This is a genomic window from Neisseriaceae bacterium CLB008 (assembly GCA_041228285.1).
GTDB lineage: Bacteria > Pseudomonadota > Gammaproteobacteria > Burkholderiales > Neisseriaceae > JAGNPU01.
In genome coordinates this window covers 1,225,134-1,240,936 of sequence record CP166133.1, presented here as the reverse complement: position 1 = coordinate 1,240,936, position 15,803 = coordinate 1,225,134, and the positions used below count along the sequence as shown (strand labels likewise).

The 15,803-nt window shown below is 53.3% G+C and carries 18 protein-coding genes; 9 read left to right on the top strand and 9 right to left on the bottom strand.

What is annotated here, in order from left to right:
• The first annotated feature begins 82 nt into the window (after window positions 1-82).
• Window positions 83-814: a nitroreductase family protein gene (locus AB8Q18_05670; GenBank protein XDZ52545.1), complete on the top strand. Its 732-nt coding sequence runs from the start codon at window positions 83-85 to the stop codon at window positions 812-814.
• A 66-nt stretch (window positions 815-880) separates the two neighbouring features.
• On the opposite strand, the gene AB8Q18_05665 is transcribed toward AB8Q18_05670, so the two are convergent.
• Genes AB8Q18_05665 through AB8Q18_05655 form a run of 3 tightly spaced genes read right to left on the bottom strand, consistent with a single transcriptional unit; the run spans window position 881 to window position 3,097 of the window.
• A complete protein-coding gene (locus AB8Q18_05665; protein ID XDZ52544.1) occupies window positions 881-1,537 on the bottom strand; it encodes an HAD family hydrolase in 657 nt (218 codons plus the stop codon).
• A complete protein-coding gene (locus AB8Q18_05660) occupies window positions 1,524-2,234 on the bottom strand; it encodes an HAD family hydrolase (protein ID XDZ52543.1) in 711 nt (236 codons plus the stop codon). Before AB8Q18_05660 ends, AB8Q18_05665 begins: the two co-directional genes overlap by 14 nt.
• Before the next feature lie 23 nt (window positions 2,235-2,257).
• Window positions 2,258-3,097 carry a ferritin-like domain-containing protein gene (locus tag AB8Q18_05655; GenBank protein ID XDZ52542.1) on the bottom strand — a complete coding sequence of 280 codons (840 nt, stop codon included), beginning with the start codon at window positions 3,095-3,097 and terminating at the stop codon, window positions 2,258-2,260.
• Between the two features lie 138 nt (window positions 3,098-3,235).
• Between AB8Q18_05655 and AB8Q18_05650 the strand changes: the two genes are divergently transcribed.
• Window positions 3,236-4,840, top strand: coding sequence for an NAD+ synthase (locus tag AB8Q18_05650; protein XDZ52541.1), 1,605 nt, complete (start codon window positions 3,236-3,238; stop codon window positions 4,838-4,840).
• Window positions 4,841-4,860: 20 nt separating this feature from the next.
• Window positions 4,861-5,478, top strand: a complete 618-nt coding sequence (gene lolA / locus AB8Q18_05645) for an outer membrane lipoprotein chaperone LolA (protein ID XDZ52540.1) — start codon at window positions 4,861-4,863, stop codon at window positions 5,476-5,478.
• A gap of 157 nt (window positions 5,479-5,635) precedes the next feature.
• Here the strand turns inward: lolA and ubiE are convergent, their stop codons facing one another.
• The 5 genes from ubiE to queA all read right to left on the bottom strand — a co-directional run bounded on the left by ubiE (window position 5,636) and on the right by queA (window position 9,133).
• Window positions 5,636-6,406 (bottom strand): bifunctional demethylmenaquinone methyltransferase/2-methoxy-6-polyprenyl-1,4-benzoquinol methylase UbiE, encoded by a 771-nt coding sequence (gene ubiE, locus AB8Q18_05640; GenBank protein XDZ52539.1) that lies wholly within the window; start codon window positions 6,404-6,406, stop codon window positions 5,636-5,638.
• A gap of 147 nt (window positions 6,407-6,553) precedes the next feature.
• Window positions 6,554-7,126 carry an AAA family ATPase gene (locus tag AB8Q18_05635; GenBank protein ID XDZ52538.1) on the bottom strand — a complete coding sequence of 191 codons (573 nt, stop codon included), beginning with the start codon at window positions 7,124-7,126 and terminating at the stop codon, window positions 6,554-6,556.
• Complete coding sequence (pnuC, locus tag AB8Q18_05630) at window positions 7,087-7,710, bottom strand: nicotinamide riboside transporter PnuC (GenBank protein ID XDZ52537.1); 624 nt, start codon at window positions 7,708-7,710, stop codon at window positions 7,087-7,089. The genes AB8Q18_05635 and pnuC overlap by 40 nt, the downstream gene beginning before the upstream one ends.
• Window positions 7,711-7,717: 7 nt before the next feature.
• Window positions 7,718-8,083 (bottom strand): gamma-butyrobetaine hydroxylase-like domain-containing protein, encoded by a 366-nt coding sequence (locus AB8Q18_05625; GenBank protein XDZ52536.1) that lies wholly within the window; start codon window positions 8,081-8,083, stop codon window positions 7,718-7,720.
• Between the two features lie 12 nt (window positions 8,084-8,095).
• A complete protein-coding gene (gene queA, locus AB8Q18_05620) occupies window positions 8,096-9,133 on the bottom strand; it encodes a tRNA preQ1(34) S-adenosylmethionine ribosyltransferase-isomerase QueA (protein XDZ52535.1) in 1,038 nt (345 codons plus the stop codon).
• A 351-nt stretch (window positions 9,134-9,484) separates the two neighbouring features.
• Here queA and aroQ point away from each other — a divergent pair, with 351 nt between their 5' ends.
• The 6 genes from aroQ to AB8Q18_05590 all read left to right on the top strand — a co-directional run bounded on the left by aroQ (window position 9,485) and on the right by AB8Q18_05590 (window position 14,743).
• Window positions 9,485-9,934 carry a type II 3-dehydroquinate dehydratase gene (gene aroQ, locus AB8Q18_05615; protein ID XDZ52534.1) on the top strand — a complete coding sequence of 150 codons (450 nt, stop codon included), beginning with the start codon at window positions 9,485-9,487 and terminating at the stop codon, window positions 9,932-9,934.
• A 111-nt stretch (window positions 9,935-10,045) separates the two neighbouring features.
• Window positions 10,046-10,525, top strand: coding sequence for an acetyl-CoA carboxylase biotin carboxyl carrier protein (accB, locus tag AB8Q18_05610; protein ID XDZ52533.1), 480 nt, complete (start codon window positions 10,046-10,048; stop codon window positions 10,523-10,525).
• An 86-nt stretch (window positions 10,526-10,611) separates the two neighbouring features.
• Window positions 10,612-11,979, top strand: coding sequence for an acetyl-CoA carboxylase biotin carboxylase subunit (gene accC, locus AB8Q18_05605; GenBank protein XDZ52532.1), 1,368 nt, complete (start codon window positions 10,612-10,614; stop codon window positions 11,977-11,979).
• On the top strand, window positions 11,979-12,869 hold the full coding sequence (gene prmA / locus AB8Q18_05600; protein ID XDZ52531.1) for a 50S ribosomal protein L11 methyltransferase: 891 nt from the start codon (window positions 11,979-11,981) through the stop codon (window positions 12,867-12,869). The genes accC and prmA overlap by 1 nt, the downstream gene beginning before the upstream one ends.
• A 138-nt stretch (window positions 12,870-13,007) precedes the next feature.
• Window positions 13,008-14,351: an amino-acid N-acetyltransferase gene (gene argA, locus AB8Q18_05595; GenBank protein XDZ52530.1), complete on the top strand. Its 1,344-nt coding sequence runs from the start codon at window positions 13,008-13,010 to the stop codon at window positions 14,349-14,351.
• Window positions 14,352-14,476: 125 nt separating this feature from the next.
• Window positions 14,477-14,743: an oxidative damage protection protein gene (locus AB8Q18_05590; protein XDZ52529.1), complete on the top strand. Its 267-nt coding sequence runs from the start codon at window positions 14,477-14,479 to the stop codon at window positions 14,741-14,743.
• Between the two features lie 144 nt (window positions 14,744-14,887).
• On the opposite strand, the gene AB8Q18_05585 is transcribed toward AB8Q18_05590, so the two are convergent.
• A complete protein-coding gene (locus AB8Q18_05585; GenBank protein XDZ52528.1) occupies window positions 14,888-15,766 on the bottom strand; it encodes an ATP-binding protein in 879 nt (292 codons plus the stop codon).
• Window positions 15,767-15,803 lie beyond the last annotated feature (37 nt).

Genomic DNA, 15,803 nt, shown 5'->3' with positions numbered 1-15,803 from the left:
AAGCGAACTTGAATTTCACTCGCCGCCACGGTACATTTAAGCCCACACGATTTCTGACTAAGCCCTTCTTGGAGTAAACCGCATGAACCCCACCATCGCCACGCTGACTCAGCACCGCACCTATCGCGACTTTGATCGCAACCATCAGCTCGACGACGCCAGCCTACAGGCCATTTTAGCCGCCGCGCAGCAGGCCCCAGCCTGGCGCAACGCCCAGCACTACAGCATCATCAACATCAAAGACCCTGAGCTGCGCGCCCAAATCGTGGCCTTACAACCACTCAATCCACAGATCGGCGACTGTTCTGAATTTCTGATTTTTTGTGCCGACCTTTATAAAGCCAAATTAGCCAGCGACGCCGTTGGCGGCAGCTTCGATGGCGCAGGCCACCCCGAAGCCTTCATCAACGCCATCACCGACACTTCTATGGCGTTCCAAAATGCCGTGGTGGCGGCTGAATCCCTGGGTTTGGCCATCTGCCCTATCGGTGGGCTGCGTTCGGCCGCAGAAGAGCTGATCGATCTGTTGAAACTGCCTGAATACGTTTATCCCATCGTGGGCCTGTGCATCGGCAAGCCCAGCATCGACATGCGTCTGAAACCCCGCCTGCCGCTGCGCGCCGTGTATTTTGACAACCACTACGACAGCAGCCATCTGCCGGCCGACCTAGCGGCCTATGAGGCCACCATGACCGAATTCGGTGAAGCGCGCGAGAAGTTTCCGTGGCGTCAAAAACTGGCCTATACCTACGCCAAATCGTTGGATGAAAAAAGCCCGGCGCTGCTAAAAAAACAAGGTTTTTTAACCGACTAAGCCTAAACCAACAAAACAGGCCATCATCGATTCTGATGATGGCCTGTTTTTTGTGAGCCCAATGCGCTAAACCACGAGAGACAAAAGCTCACCAGCCGCATCAATGCGCCAATCAGCCCCCCAAGTATCAGGCGCTTCAGCCGCAGTAAAATAGCCCCAATTCACCAACACGGTTTTCATGCCAGCGTTTCGCCCAGCTTCAATATCGCGCAAGGCATCACCCACGTAGAGGCAAGCCTCTGGCGCCATCCCGAGCTCAGCGCAAGCGTACAGCATCGGCTTGGTGCTGGGCTTGGCTTCTGCCGTGGTGTCGCCACTGACCACCACCGCTGGCGGCACGCTAAAGCCCAGACTCGGCACCAGCCTATCGGTAAAGCGCGCGTGCTTATTGGTGATGATGCCCCATACATAGCCTTTGGCCGCCAAAGCCGTCAGCATCTCGTTGATGCCTTCAAACAATACCGTATCACGTTTGAAGTTTTGCTGATATTCATCTAAAAACGCTTGTTTTAAACGTTCATGCTCAGGGTGATCGGCCTCGATGCCAAACCCCAAACTGATTAAAGCACCCGAGCCTAGGCCAGCAATCGGCCGCACGGCTTCAATGCTTTGCTCCGGCAAGCCACGCGCACGCAATAAGGTATTCAAGGCGCCGCCCAAGTCCAAGGCGGTATCTGCCAAGGTGCCGTCAAGGTCAAACAAAATGGCTTTAATTTGGGTCATGTCGGCTCTTTTTCTCATTAAGATCGGTGTGGGTACCGCATTGGGCAATCACGCCAAGCAAGTCTAAAGGGGCATCAATGGCCGCATTCGGCCCCCAGGCAAGGGCCTCTGCGTGATCACTGATGTAGCCCCAGTTGGCCAATACCGTGTACATGCCGGCGTTATTGCCTGCCACCACATCGCACTCGGCATCGCCTAAATACAGGCAGGCCTCTGGTTCAATATCGATGAGTTCACAAGCGTGCAGCATGGGCTTCACGCTGGGCTTAGGCTCGCTCACCGTGTCGTAACTCACCACCACCGCCGGCGGAATCTGAAAGCCCAGCTTGGGCACTAAGCGTTCGGTAAAACGATGCGGCTTATTGGTGATGATGCCCCATACTAAGCCTTGGGCATCAATGGCCGCAATCAACTCTTGTACATCGGCAAACAGCTGACTTTTGGCCAAGAAGCAGTGTTCGTATTCATCTAAGAATTCAGCCCGCAGCGCCGCGTGTTCTGGATCGCCCTTTTTCACCCCCAGCGCGTGCGCAATCAGCCCATTGGTGCCGCTGCTGGCGATGGGCCGAATGTCGTTAAACGGCACTTCTGGCATGCTGCGCTTACGCATCATCGCGTTGATCGCACCGCCTAAATCCACCGCCGTATCGGCTAAAGTGCCGTCTAAATCAAACAGTATTGCCTGTAAGGGACGCATACGCTCTCCTAAAAAACACGCCATTATCGACCTTGGGCCGCCAAACGAGCCAAGGCATCATTACCTTCTTGAAAATCTTGCAGCATCGAGAGCTCAAACTCACTAAAACCCGCCTCGGTACGCGCGTCCACGTTGAAATAGCCGCGAAACACAAACACATCATAACGCTTAAGCAGCCCTTTAAACACCCTGAGCGGGTCAAGACCTCGCTGCTGGCACAAATAGGCAAACCAGCGATTGCCAATGGCCACATGGCCTTTTTCTTCGGCATAAATCATGTCTAGAATCGCCACGGTCTCTGTGTCGCCAATACTGGTCAGCTTGGCCTGAATGCCTGGGGTCACGTCTAGGCCGCGCGCTTCCAATACGCGCGGCACCAGCGCCATGCGCACCAGCGGATCATAGGCGGTTTTATGCGCCATCGCCCACAGGTGGTTATGGGCATCAAAATCACCATAATCAAACCCTAAGCCATGCAAGCGCTGCCTTAAAGCCAAAAAATGCTTGGCCTCTTCGCTGGCCACTTGCAGCCAGTCCCGCACAAAAGCCGGCGGCAAGAGGCGATAGCGCCAAGCGGCATCAAGGCCCAGATTAATGGCATTAAACTCAATATGGCATAAGGCATGCACCATGGCCGCATGCCCCTCTTTACTGGCAAGCTTACGTCTGGCCACGCTTTGTGGCGGCACCAATCGCGGCAGGTCTGGCTGCCCGGCAACCGGCACTTCAAACGGGGGCGACAAACGTACATCGAACAGCGCTTCTTCGGCCGCCACAGCGGCCGTCATTTCGGCCACTAAGGCACATTTTTGGGTTGGATCGGTACACATTAAAGCCTGTGCCAAAACGGGATACATCTGCATGACGCGCCATCCACACAATCAAAATGGCCATAGTATAGCAAATCCCCACAGACTTTTTTTGGCAAACCCACACAGCCTCGCTGGCTTTGGTTTACAATGAAGCCATTGTTGACGAACGAAAGTCTAAAAATGAGTTGCGTGGCCGTATTTCAATTTAACCCAACCGTCGGTGATGTAGCAGGTAATGCCCAGAAAATTGTGGCCGCCGCAGAAGAGGCCAAGGCTGCCGGCGCCACCCTATTGGTGACGCCAGAGCTGGCTTTAACCGGCTATAGCCCGGAAGACCTATTATTCAAGCCAGCCTTCTGGCAGCAGGTCAGCGCCGGCCTCGACCAAATTGAAGCCCTAGACGACATTACCGTGGTGGTGGGGCATCCGCAGCGCCAAGGCGATGAATACTATAATGCGGCCAGCGTCTACCGCGACGGCAACCGCCTCGGCGTTTACCAAAAAATGTGCCTACCCAATGAAGGCGTATTTGACGAAGTGCGCTATTTTGAAGCGGGCGCGGCACCTTTAGTGTTTGAACACGAAGGCACCCAGATCGGCGTCATCATTTGTGAAGACACTTGGGCCACAGAACCCGCACTTGAAGCTCAAGAAGCCGGTGCCGAACTGATCCTAAGCCTTAACGCTTCGCCCTTTTACGTCGGCAAGCTGGCCGAGCGCCAGCAGCAGGCGCGCTATCGGGTCGAAGAAACCCAGCTGCCCATCGTCTACGTCAACATGATTGGCGGCCAAGACGAACTGGTATTCGACGGCGCTTCATTTGCCTTAGACAACCAAGGTCAAGTGGTGTACCAAGCCGCAGCCTTCAGCCAAAGCTTAGATTATCTGACCCTCCTCGATGGTCACATCCAGCCACAACCCCTAGCTGCATTACCCGACAGTAAGTCTGCCTGGCAATATCAAGCCTTAGTCTTGGCCACGCGCGACTATCTGCATAAATCGGGCTTTCAAAAGGCCTGCCTCGGCCTCTCTGGCGGCCTAGATTCGGCCTTGGTGCTGGCCATTGCCGCCGACGCCATAGGCGCCGCCCAGTGTGAAGTTTTGCTTATGCCCAGCCAATACACGGCCGACATCAGCAATACCGACGCCTTATTGATGGCCCAAACCCTCGGCGTGAAGCATCACACCGTCGCTATTGAACCCATGTTTGACGCCTTTAAAACCAGCCTCGCGCCTGTATTCAACGGCGCGGCCGAAGACGTCACCGAAGAAAACCTACAGGCGCGCATTCGCGGCACCTTGTTGATGGCGCTGTCCAATAAATCAGGCGCCTTACTGCTCACCACCGGCAATAAAAGCGAACTGGCCACCGGCTATTGCACCCTTTACGGCGACATGAACGGCGGCTTTGCAGTGATCAAAGACGTATTAAAAACCGAAGCCTATGAGATGGCGCGCTACATCAATACCTTGACCCCCGGCCAAGAAACCATCCCTAGCCGCATCATCACGCGCCCGCCTTCTGCGGAACTAAGAGCCAATCAAACAGACCAAGATAGTCTACCCGACTATGCTGTCCTAGACGGCATCATCGAACGCGTGATGACCGACAACGCCTCGGCCGCCAGCCTGCTACAGCAAGGCTATGCCGAAGCCGACGTAACCCGAGTATTGAAACTGCTGAAGATCAGCGAATACAAACGCCGTCAGGGGGCCATTGGTCCCAAGGTCAGCCGCCGTAATTTCGGCAAAGATTGGCGTATGCCCATCTGCCAACGCTTTAATGAATGCTAAGCCTCTTTGAAAGGAACCTTATGCTCAAAAAAATGACGGCCCTCATGGCCACCGGCGTTTTAAGCCTCAGCTTGGCCACAGCTCATGCTGGCGCCATCGATACTTTAAAGCAGTTTAACGACTCCGCCCAAGGTATGAGCGGTCAGTTCAGCCAGGTGGTCACCAATAAAAAAAGCACCAAGCGCAGCAGCGGCCAGTTCCAAATTCTACGCCCCAACCTGTTTAAATGGACGTACAGCAAGCCTTACCAGCAAGTCATCGTCGGCGATGGCAAAACCATTTGGCTCTACGACGTAGACTTAGCTCAAGTCACCAAGACCAAGCAGAACACCGCTCTAGGCGACAGCCCAGCGGCGATCTTGTCTAATAAAAGTTCTTTAGACAGCCAATACACCTTAGTCGAAGACGGCAGCGAAGGCGGCGTTGAATACGTTAAGGCCACGCCCAAGAACCCCGACGGCAGCTATCAGTTTATTCGCCTAGGCTTCAAGGGCAGCGAACTGAGCCAAATGCAGCTTAAAGATAACTTCGGCAACGAAACCAAGTTGACGTTTAGCGGCTTGAAAACAGACGCCAAACTCAGCCCCAGCAGCTTTAAATTCACGCCACCCAAAGGCGTCGACGTGCTCGAAAACTAAGCCAATCAATGATAAAAAAGCCCAGCCTTGCTGGGCTTTTTTATCGCTCACAAACGACTAAGGCCTGCCCACCATGACCCACAAACAACAAAGAGGAATCCAGCAGGCAATAAAAAACCCAGCCAAAGCTGGGTTTTTGAATCACTGGGCGCACTGATTAATACTTCACGCCTTTGTGTAAGGCCACGATGCCAGCGCTTAGATTATGATAGTCAACGCCATCAAAACCAACGTCTAACATGATTTGCTTCAGCGTTTCTTGATCAGGGTGCATGCGGATCGATTCGGCCAAATACTGATAGCTCTCAGCGTCCTTAGCCACGAGATTACCCATCACAGGCAAGAATTTAAATGAGTAAAAGTCGTAAAACGGCTTAATCGGCTTATACACTTTAGAGAATTCCAACACCAGCAAGGTACCGCCCGGCTTTAACACGCGATACATCTCAGCCAGCGCCTTGTCTTTATGGGTCATATTGCGTAAACCAAAGGCCACCGACACCAAATTAAAGTAATTGTCTGGGAACGGCAGCTTTTCGGCATCGGCCAAAGACACCGGCAACACAATGCCTTGGTCCAATAGGCGATCACGCCCCACGGTCAGCATAGAAGAGTTAATGTCCGTTAACCAAACTTCGCCCGTCTTACCCACGCGCTTGGCCCAGCCCTTGGCCAAATCGCCCGTACCGCCGGCAATATCCAAGACCTTATCGCCTTTTTTAACCGGCGCGGTATTCAAAGTAAAGTGCTTCCATACTCGGTGCAGACCACCCGACATGATGTCGTTCATGATGTCGTACTTAGCCGCCACAGAGTGAAACACTTCTGCTACCTTGCCTGCTTTTTCGGCTTCGGCCACGGTTTGATAGCCGAAATGAGTTTCGGGCGTGGCTTGCTTTTGGGTATCTTGCTGATTTTGCTCGTTCATAGGGCATTAATCCTTTATTCTGTGCTGGCTAACCAGCCGCTCACATGATTTTATCTGGCCATTATAATGTATTTTCAGCCACAACAGGCCTTCAGCCTTGATCTTTTATTCACTTTTAACCGAAATCCATCGCTGAGTCGATTTAAGTCAAACATCGGCATGGTTGGCCAAATAACCATCCACCACCGCAATCGCCCGCTTCAAGCGAGTGGCCTCATCCCCCTGCAGCAACACATGCGGTAAATCGTGGGCCACCAGGTCGGCTTGAAACTTAGCGAATAAAGCATCTCGACCGTGCGGCTGGTCGCGTAAATCGTCGGCCACCCAAGGCACATCAATGTCGGTTAAAAAATACAGGGTATAGCTTTGATTCGCGACCAAATCCACCAGTGACTGTGGGCAACGCCCATAATAATGATGGGCGTACAGCACCGTGGTGCGTACATTGGTGTCCAAGAACAGCACCCGATTGGCCTTGGCCGCAGCGGCATTTTCAGCCGCCATCTGGCCGACGGCAATCGGCATTAAATCGGACTCTTCACAAATAGTTTGAGTTAAATCCCATTTTTCTTGTAAATAGTCGCGCGAAAATTCCGCCACCCACTGCGTCTGGTAATGCTTGGCCAACTGCGCAGCCAAAGTGGTTTTACCCGTCGATTCGGGGCCGTAAATCACAAACTTCAGGCAGTCTGTAGCCGCTTGCGCAAGCTTTTGCTCCATTGTGCGTAACCCCAGATGGCAATAAAGGTAAAGAAAACGTACTGAATGCTGGTGAACACATAGCCTTTTTCATAATACATAAACACCGACAGCACATTGGCCACAATCCACAGCAGCCAGTGCTCGATTTTTTTTCGCGTCATCAACCACATGGCCATAAAAAACAGGCCGGTGGTCAAGGTGTCCACATAGGCCCACCAAACGTTAAAGCGATCCAGCCACAGATACACGGCCACCACCACCGCCATACTGGCCACCACGATTAACGCCGAAATGCGGTATTCGTGGGCGTCGGCACGGGCAATCTGCACCACATCCTCTTCGCCAACCCGTTTACCCCAATGGTACCAACCATAGAGGCCCATCACCACATAATAGGCATTGATGATCATGTCGCCAAACAGCCCCCACTTAAACAAGAGGTAAACGAATAGCGCTGTGCTCAGTAAACCAATCGGGAAGACCTTAACGCTGTTGCGGCTGGCGTACACCACGCTCATCACGCCCGCCACGCTGGCGATGATTTCCAACACAATGTCGATGGTGGCATAGCCCTGATACTGGGCAAAAAGAGTCTCTAACATAGCAGCCTTAATGCACCACCACGTCACGACTGGCGCCTGCCGCACTCAGCCGATCCAGATAGTTCTGCCAATGATCGGCCTGATTCAGCGCCAAGTCATAGAGATAGTTCCAGTCGTAGAGGCCGCTGTCGTGGCCGTCGCTGTAGGTAATCTTAAGCGCATAATTGCCCATGGTTTCCAAGCCTAGGATTAACACCTTACGCTTGCCGACCTGCAAGGTTTCTTGGCCGATGCCGTGGCCGCGCACTTCGGCGCTGGGTGAATACACGCGCAAATATTCGGCCGGCAAGCCATAGGCCTGGCCTTCATACACGAGGGTTAAGGTGTTTTTTTCTGGATTCAAGCGAACCTCTTGTGGCACTTTTAAGCTCATCACTGCCTCCTTTTATACGGTTATTGGCTTCAAACTCAACAGCATGGCGTCGCCATAGCTGAAAAAGCGGTATTCTTGCGTAATCGCATGCTGATAAATGGCCTTCATTTCATCGTAGCCAGCAAAAGCACTCACCAACATCAATAGGGTTGATTTGGGTAAATGAAAGTTGGTCAGCAGGCCATCGACGGTGTTAAAACGATAGCCAGGGGTAATGAAGATATCGGTTTCTTGGCTACCCGCTTTTAGCTCGCCACCCACGGAACCCGCTTCAAGCGAGCGCATGCTGGTGGTGCCTACGGCCCAAACCTTATTCCCACGCGCCTTAGCGGCATTAATGGCCGCCACCGTTTCGGCTGGAATATTAAACCACTCACTGTGCATTTTATGCTGGTCTAAGTTTTCTTCGCGCACCGGCTGAAACGTACCGGCCCCTACGTGTAAGGTCACAAACTGTAGCTCAACGCCCTTAGCCTTAATGGCCGCTAACACCTCATCAGTAAAGTGTAGGCCGGCGGTAGGCGCCGCCACTGCGCCTTGATGGGCGGCATACACGGTCTGATAGCGGTCATCGTCGTCGTCATCGGCGCTGCGTTCAATATACGGGGGCAACGGCAGATGACCCACGCGCTCAAGAATGTCCCAGCTGCTTTCTGTTTCGCTCACAAAACGTAAGCGAAACAGCTCGCCTTCTCGACCCTGCATCACCGCGGTGACGCCACCTTCAAATTCAAGCACTGAACCTGCTTTAGGAGATTTAGACGCCCGTACGTGGGCCAAGACTTCATGCTCATCCAGCACGCGTTCAACCAGTGCTTCGATTTTACCGCCGCTGGCCTTTTGACCAAACAAACGGGCCTTAATCACCTTGGTGTTGTTAAACACCAAGACATCACCCGCCTGTAGGTAATCGGGAAAATCAACAAACGACTGATCCTGGCGAGCTTGCCCATCGAGGGCCACCAATAAACGACTGCTGCCGCGCACTTCTGGCGGGTGTTGAGCAATCAGGGCTTCGGGCAATTCAAAATCAAAATCACTTAAAAACATGCGGGCTTACCTGTGGTGTTCAATGAATAGGCGGCATTATACGCCTAAAGTCGGCATCGCTTTACAAATTCTGATTGACCCCCTAGAATGCATAAACTGGCTTTGAGTCATGATTCATGACAAAAGTCGTCGTCAAGAATCAAATCCAGCAGTGAATTGATTCTTTTTTATTCGCCAGAGCCTTTTTTGAATAAAGACTCTACAAACCCAGCGCCCGCACCGTGCCCACGGCTTTCCCGCCGGAATAAAGGGCTTAAACTTCCGCTCTTTTTCGTATTTTTTAAACGAAATACTGGACATTTAGAAACATTTTGCGGCAAAATGCAGGATTATTTAACAAAAACCATGTTCATGAATAATCATTTGTTGGTCTTGCATGGACCAAACTTAAATTTACTCGGCACCCGCGAACCTGAAATTTACGGTCACGCCACCCTAAACGACATCAACAACGATTTAGTGAGCCTGGCCGAGTCTAAAGGCTTTACGCTTGAGGCGCTGCAAAGCAACGCCGAACATGAGCTGATCAACCGCATCCAAGCGACCCAAACCGACGGCACCCAATTCATCATCATCAATCCTGGCGCCTTCACGCACACCAGCGTGGCCATTCGTGATGCCCTAGCCGCGGTTCAAAAACCCTTCATTGAAGTACACCTATCGAACGTACATGCGCGCGAGCCATTTCGCAAACACTCCTATCTGTCAGACCTTGCGGTCGGAGTAATCTGCGGCCTAGGCGCGAGCGGATACCACTATGCGCTCAATCACGCCATAGCAACCTGTTTAAAAGCTAAGTAAGGCACACAGCCTTACGCACAAGATCAAGTGATGCCTAAGCATCACCCACAATATGACATGAAGCATGCTGCTTCATCGACACGATATTTACCTTAATAAGGAATTGGACTCATGGATTTACGTAAATTAAAAAAACTCATTGATTTGGTAGAAGAATCGGACATCGCCGAAATCGAAGTGACCGAAGGTGAAGAAAAAGTACGCATCACCCGCTCTCACGCCAATCAATCACCAGTTTACGCGACCCAGCTATCTGCGCCTCAGTACGCCGCAGCGCCAGCCCCTGCTCCAGCACCGGCAACCGACGCCGCCCCGACCATTTTGACCCCAACGCCCGTGCCCAGCGCCGCGCAAAACCCTAATGCGGTTAAATCACCTATGGTCGGCACTTTCTACCGTGCCCCTAGCCCAACCGTAGGTCCTTTTGTAGAAGTAGGCCAAACCGTCAGCGTCGGTGACACCTTGTGCATCATCGAAGCGATGAAGCTAATGAACGAAATTGAAGCCGAAAAATCAGGCGTGGTAAAAGAAATCCTATTGGCCGACGGCCAGCCTGTTGAATTCGGCGAGCCTTTATTCATTATTGAATAAGCCGCATCCGTTCGATCCGATTAAATCAGCAGGTGCGCCTTGGCCTTAACCGCCCAGCGCACCTGCCCTTGTATAAAGAGCCCGCTATGTTTGAAAAAGTCCTCATCGCCAACCGTGGCGAAATTGCCCTGCGCATTCAACGTGCTTGTCGCACCATGGGCATCAAAACGGTGGCCGTACACTCAGAAGTAGACCGCGAAGCCAAATACGTCAAGCTAGCTGACGAGTCCGTGTGTATTGGCCCTGCTGCTTCTGCTCGCAGCTATTTAAACATCCCCGCCATTATTTCAGCGGCCGAAGTGTCTGGCGCCGACGCCATTCACCCAGGCTACGGCTTCTTGGCCGAAAATGCTGACTTTGCTGACTGCGTTGAGCAATCAGGCTTTGCCTTCATCGGCCCGCGCGGCGACACCATTCGCCAAATGGGCGATAAAGTATCGGCCAAAGACGCCATGCTCGCCGCTGGCGTACCGTGCGTTCCTGGCTCTGAAGGTGCCTTACCGGACAACCCCATCGAAGTCATTGAGATTGCCAAAAAAGTGGGCTATCCAGTGATCATCAAAGCCTCTGGCGGCGGTGGCGGTCGCGGCATGCGCGTGGTTGAAAAAGCCGAAGACTTAATCAGCTCGGTAGAAATGACCAAAACCGAAGCCGCTGCGGCCTTTGGCAACCCCACCGTGTATATGGAACGCTACCTACAGCTGCCGCGCCATATTGAAATTCAAGTATTGGCCGACCAACACGGCAACGCAGTCTATCTAGGTGAGCGCGACTGCTCCATGCAGCGCCGTCACCAAAAAGTCATTGAAGAAGCACCGGCACCCGGCATTACCGCCGAAGAACGTCAGCGCATTGGTGAACTGTGCGCCGACGCCTGTCGCCGCATTAATTACCGCGGTGCGGGCACCTTCGAATTCTTATACGAAAACGGTGAATTCTTCTTTATTGAGATGAACACCCGCGTTCAAGTAGAGCACCCAGTGACCGAAATGATCACTGGCATCGACATCGTACAAGAACAAATTCGCATTGCTGCGGGCTTCCCGCTGAGCGTGAAACAAGAAGACATCCAATTCAAAGGCCACTCCTTTGAGTGCCGCATTAACGCGGAAGATCCATTCACCTTCATCCCTAGCCCTGGCCGTATCGAAAGCTACCATCAAGCTGGCGGCCCCGGCATTCGCGTTGATTCGCACATTTACCAAGGCTATACCATTCCGCCTAACTACGACAGCATGATTGCCAAGCTAATCAGCTACGGCGACACCCGTGAAGAAGCCATGGCGCGCATGCGCGTGGCCCTCTCGGAAATGGCCATTACCGGCATTAAAACCAACGGTGATTTGCATCGCGAACTGTTCCAAGACGAAGGTTTTGTTAAAGGCGGCACCAGCATTCATTATTTAGAAAAACTACTGGCCGAGAAAAAAGCCAAAGCCAAAGAGTCTAAATAATGGCCTACCTACAAGCCTCCATTGAAACCGCCTCGGTGTTTGCCGAAGTATTGTCAGACGCGCTCATGGATCACGGTGCGCTCAGCACCGCCATCCAAGACGCCTTTGCCGGCACCGACAAAGAGCAGCCGATTTTTGGTGAACCGGGTGAACCGCTAGAACAAATGTGGGACGAGAGCATCATCATCTCCCTCTTTGACGAAGATGCTGACGTCGCCGCCATCATTGGCGCGGCGGCTGCGGCGGTGAATCAACCGGTGCCGGCCTTTAAGCTGGAAACCTTGCCGGATCAAGACTGGGTGCGCCTCACTCAAGCTCAGTTTGACCCCATTCAGATTTCCAAACGCCTGTGGATCACCCCCACTTGGCATGAAGCACCGGACGCCAACGCCATTAACCTCAAGCTAGATCCAGGTCTGGCCTTTGGCACCGGCAGCCACCCCACCACGCGCCTATGCCTAGAGTGGTTAGACAACCACATCAGCGGCGGCGAAAGCGTGCTGGACTATGGCTGTGGCTCCGGCATTTTGGCGATTGCAGCGGTTAAGCTGGGCGCCGCGTCAGCCTTGGGCATCGACATCGACACCCAAGCCGTACGCGCCAGCCGTGACAACGCTGATCAAAACAACATCACCACCGCGGTCTTCACCCTGCCAGACGCCGCCCCTGAAGGCACGTTTGACGTCGTGGTGGCCAATATTTTGGCCAATCCATTGCGCATGCTGGGTGAAATGCTCGCCAGCCGCACCAATACCGGCGGCACCATCGTGCTGTCAGGCATCTTGGCCGAGCAAGCCGATGAATTGATGGGCATTTACCAAACTTGGTTCAATATGCACCCACCCGTCTTTTTAGAAGGCTGGACCTGCTTATCCGGCACCAAACGCTAGGCCGCAAAACAGCAACCAACGCCTCCCTCACCGGAGGTGTTTTTTTATGCCCAATCCACGCCCAATAGGCTGTTGCTGGGCTTTTATTTATGGCATGATGAGCCTTTATTCTTTCGCCTAACCACAGATATTGATGCCATGACCCCAGACACGCCCGTCAAGCCTACTTCGGCTTTTGTCCAATCCTTTCGGGAAGCCGCACCCTATATTCACCTGTATCGCCACCGCACCTTTGTGCTGGCGATCAGTAGCCGTACCGTGTACTCTGGGCGCTTCTTAGAAATCGTGCAGGACATCAACCTGCTCAGCAGCTTGGGCATTCGCGTGGTCTTGGTGCATGGCCTACGCACCTATACCCGAGCGCTGATGAAGCATGAGGCCAAAACCAATCCACCGCTTGAGCACGGCCGTCATCGCGTCACCACGCCTGATGCCCTAGCCTACATCAAACAAGCCGCAGGGCTGATCCGCTTTGAGATCGAAGCCGCACTGTCCATGGGCCTGCCTAATTCACCCATGCAAGGGGCACGCTTACGTGTGTCGTCCGGCAACTTCATCACCGCCAAACCGCTGGGCGTACTCGATGGCATCGACATGCAGCACACTGGCAGCATCCGCAAGATTGACACCGACGGCATCAAACAGCGTCTCCACGATGAAAATCTGGTCTTGGTCAGCCCCATCGGCTATTCCCTCAGCGGCGAGCTGTTTAGCCTTAATATGGAAGAAGTGGCCAGCCAATTGGCGATTAAGCTAGGCGCAGAAAAGCTCATTTATTTGGTTGAAGGCCAAGGCGCGGCCACGGCTGACGGCCAGCGCATCAGCACCCTCACCGCCCAAGAAGCCAAAAACCTGCTGGAGCGTACGCCACAGGCCGAAGACGTGCAGCGGGTCTTGCCACAGGCAATTCAGGCCGTCTCCGAAGGCGTGAATCGCGCCCACTTACTTTCTAGCCTTGAAGACGGCGCCATGCTGCAAGAGCTGTTTACCCGTAACGGCACCGGCACCAGCCTGGCTCGCGATTCCTTCATCACCGTTCGCGAGGCCAATATTGACGACATCGCCGACATCATTAATCTGATTCGACCGTTAGAAGAACGCGGCGTGCTGATCAAGCGCAGCCGCGAAGAGCTAGAACACCACATCAATGAATATTCGATTCTGGTGCACGACCATCAAACCTATGGCTGCGTCGCCCTCTATCCCTATCCGGAGGAAAACATGGCCGAGCTCGGCTGCCTCGCCGTTGCGCCTGAAAAACGGGCCGCTGGCTATGGTGAACTGCTGCTCAGCCACATCGAATACCGCGCCCGCATCGCCGGATACGATCAGCTGTTTGCACTGACCACCCAAACCAGCCATTGGTTTACCGAGCGTGGTTTTAAGCCCACCAACCACGCCAATCTGCCGGCCGCCAAACGCGCCCAATATGATGAGGCGCGCCACTCTAAGGTTTTGATTAAGGATTTAAACAGCTATTAGCCCTGCCACCGCCTTAGGCATACCCAGCAGCGCCAATATCCATTACAATAGAGCCATAACGATGCCGTCGCTTTGCCCCAGGCAAACAGACGGCCCATCACACAACCAACCATGAAGGACACAACATGACACGTATGGTTAACTGCATTAAATTAGGCAAAGAAGCCGAAGGCATGGCGTTCCCGCCCCTACCCAATGACTTAGGCAAACGTATTTTTGAAAACGTTTCGAAAGAGGCTTGGGAAGGCTGGATTAACTACCAAACCATGTTGATCAATGAAAACCGCTTGAGCCTAGCCGACGCCCGTGCTCGCCAATACATTGCCCAACAAATGGAACAATACTTCTTCGGCGACGGCGCCGACAGCATCGGTGGCTTTACCCCAGCGTAAGCCCCTTGCACGCCAAAGCCCAACCCCTTAATCGGCGTTGGGCTTTTTTATATTCATTAACCCGTAAAAAGCCCCTACACTGCCTCATCGCACAGTCTAGGGGCCTATTAATGGCCTAAAGCTCAGCAAAGGCGATCAGCCTGCCTACACGCCTTTTTCTGCCACGCGTTCGTGCGGCTCACGTCCCACCCAATCACACACAAACTGCCACGCCACACGGCCAGAACGGCCACCGCGCGAACGCGACCAGTCTAAGGCAGCATCACGGGCCACGTCGTCGTAAACCACGTCAGCATCACCCAACCAGTTGGCGACTGCTTGCAAATAAGCCTCTTGATCAAAGGGGTAAAAGCTCAGCCACAGACCAAAGCGATCAGATAAAGATACTTTTTCTTCCACCGCTTCTTTTTCATGCACTTCGCCAGAGGCGCCTTGAGTGGCCTGATTGTCGGCAAAATACTCGGGCATGAGGTGGCGACGGTTTGAGGTGGCGTACACCAGCACATTGGCGCTACGCACCGACAGACCGCCATCCAATGCCGTTTTCAGCGCCTTGTAGCGGTCATCACCAGCATCAAACGACAGATCGTCGCAGAACACAATAAAATGCTCTGGCCGCTCAGCCAGAATCTCCAATAGCTCAGGCAGCGTCACCAGGTCGGATTTATCCACTTCAATCAGGCGTAGGCCTTCTGCCGCGTATTCGTGCAGTAAGCCTTTCACCAAAGAGGATTTACCCGTGCCACGAGCACCGGTGAGCAGCACATTATTGGCGGGCTTACCGGCCAAGAACTGTTTGGTGTTACGCACTAGCTTGGTCATTTGCAAATCCACCGCAGCCAGGCGACTCAACGGGAAGGTGTGAGGCTGGGGTAAGCTTTGCAAATAACCAGAGCGGCCGACCTGTTGCCAACGGAAGGCTAAGGCCGTCCAATCGATGTCTTGCTTCTCTGGCGGTAGCCAGGCATCCAAACGCGCCAATACGCTGCTGGCGCGCTTAAAAAATCTTTTTGCGGCTTTCATTTCTGATCCATTCCTTTAAAAAAACATACATTTTGTG

What these genes read in the sequence shown, in the direction of transcription:
- AB8Q18_05670 (XDZ52545.1), top strand. Translation starts at nt 83, where the DNA reads ATGAACCCCACCATCGCCACGCTGACTCAGCACCGCACCTATCGCGAC.
- AB8Q18_05665 (XDZ52544.1), bottom strand. Translation starts at nt 1,537, where the DNA reads ATGACCCAAATTAAAGCCATTTTGTTTGACCTTGACGGCACCTTGGCA.
- AB8Q18_05660 (XDZ52543.1), bottom strand. Translation starts at nt 2,234, where the DNA reads ATGCGTCCCTTACAGGCAATACTGTTTGATTTAGACGGCACTTTAGCC.
- AB8Q18_05655 (XDZ52542.1), bottom strand. Translation starts at nt 3,097, where the DNA reads ATGCAGATGTATCCCGTTTTGGCACAGGCTTTAATGTGTACCGATCCA.
- lolA (XDZ52540.1), top strand. Translation starts at nt 4,861, where the DNA reads ATGCTCAAAAAAATGACGGCCCTCATGGCCACCGGCGTTTTAAGCCTC.
- ubiE (XDZ52539.1), bottom strand. Translation starts at nt 6,406, where the DNA reads ATGAACGAGCAAAATCAGCAAGATACCCAAAAGCAAGCCACGCCCGAA.
- AB8Q18_05635 (XDZ52538.1), bottom strand. Translation starts at nt 7,126, where the DNA reads ATGGAGCAAAAGCTTGCGCAAGCGGCTACAGACTGCCTGAAGTTTGTG.
- pnuC (XDZ52537.1), bottom strand. Translation starts at nt 7,710, where the DNA reads ATGTTAGAGACTCTTTTTGCCCAGTATCAGGGCTATGCCACCATCGAC.
- AB8Q18_05625 (XDZ52536.1), bottom strand. Translation starts at nt 8,083, where the DNA reads ATGAGCTTAAAAGTGCCACAAGAGGTTCGCTTGAATCCAGAAAAAAAC.
- queA (XDZ52535.1), bottom strand. Translation starts at nt 9,133, where the DNA reads ATGTTTTTAAGTGATTTTGATTTTGAATTGCCCGAAGCCCTGATTGCT.
- aroQ (XDZ52534.1), top strand. Translation starts at nt 9,485, where the DNA reads ATGAATAATCATTTGTTGGTCTTGCATGGACCAAACTTAAATTTACTC.
- accB (XDZ52533.1), top strand. Translation starts at nt 10,046, where the DNA reads ATGGATTTACGTAAATTAAAAAAACTCATTGATTTGGTAGAAGAATCG.
- accC (XDZ52532.1), top strand. Translation starts at nt 10,612, where the DNA reads ATGTTTGAAAAAGTCCTCATCGCCAACCGTGGCGAAATTGCCCTGCGC.
- prmA (XDZ52531.1), top strand. Translation starts at nt 11,979, where the DNA reads ATGGCCTACCTACAAGCCTCCATTGAAACCGCCTCGGTGTTTGCCGAA.
- argA (XDZ52530.1), top strand. Translation starts at nt 13,008, where the DNA reads ATGACCCCAGACACGCCCGTCAAGCCTACTTCGGCTTTTGTCCAATCC.
- AB8Q18_05590 (XDZ52529.1), top strand. Translation starts at nt 14,477, where the DNA reads ATGACACGTATGGTTAACTGCATTAAATTAGGCAAAGAAGCCGAAGGC.
- AB8Q18_05585 (XDZ52528.1), bottom strand. Translation starts at nt 15,766, where the DNA reads ATGAAAGCCGCAAAAAGATTTTTTAAGCGCGCCAGCAGCGTATTGGCG.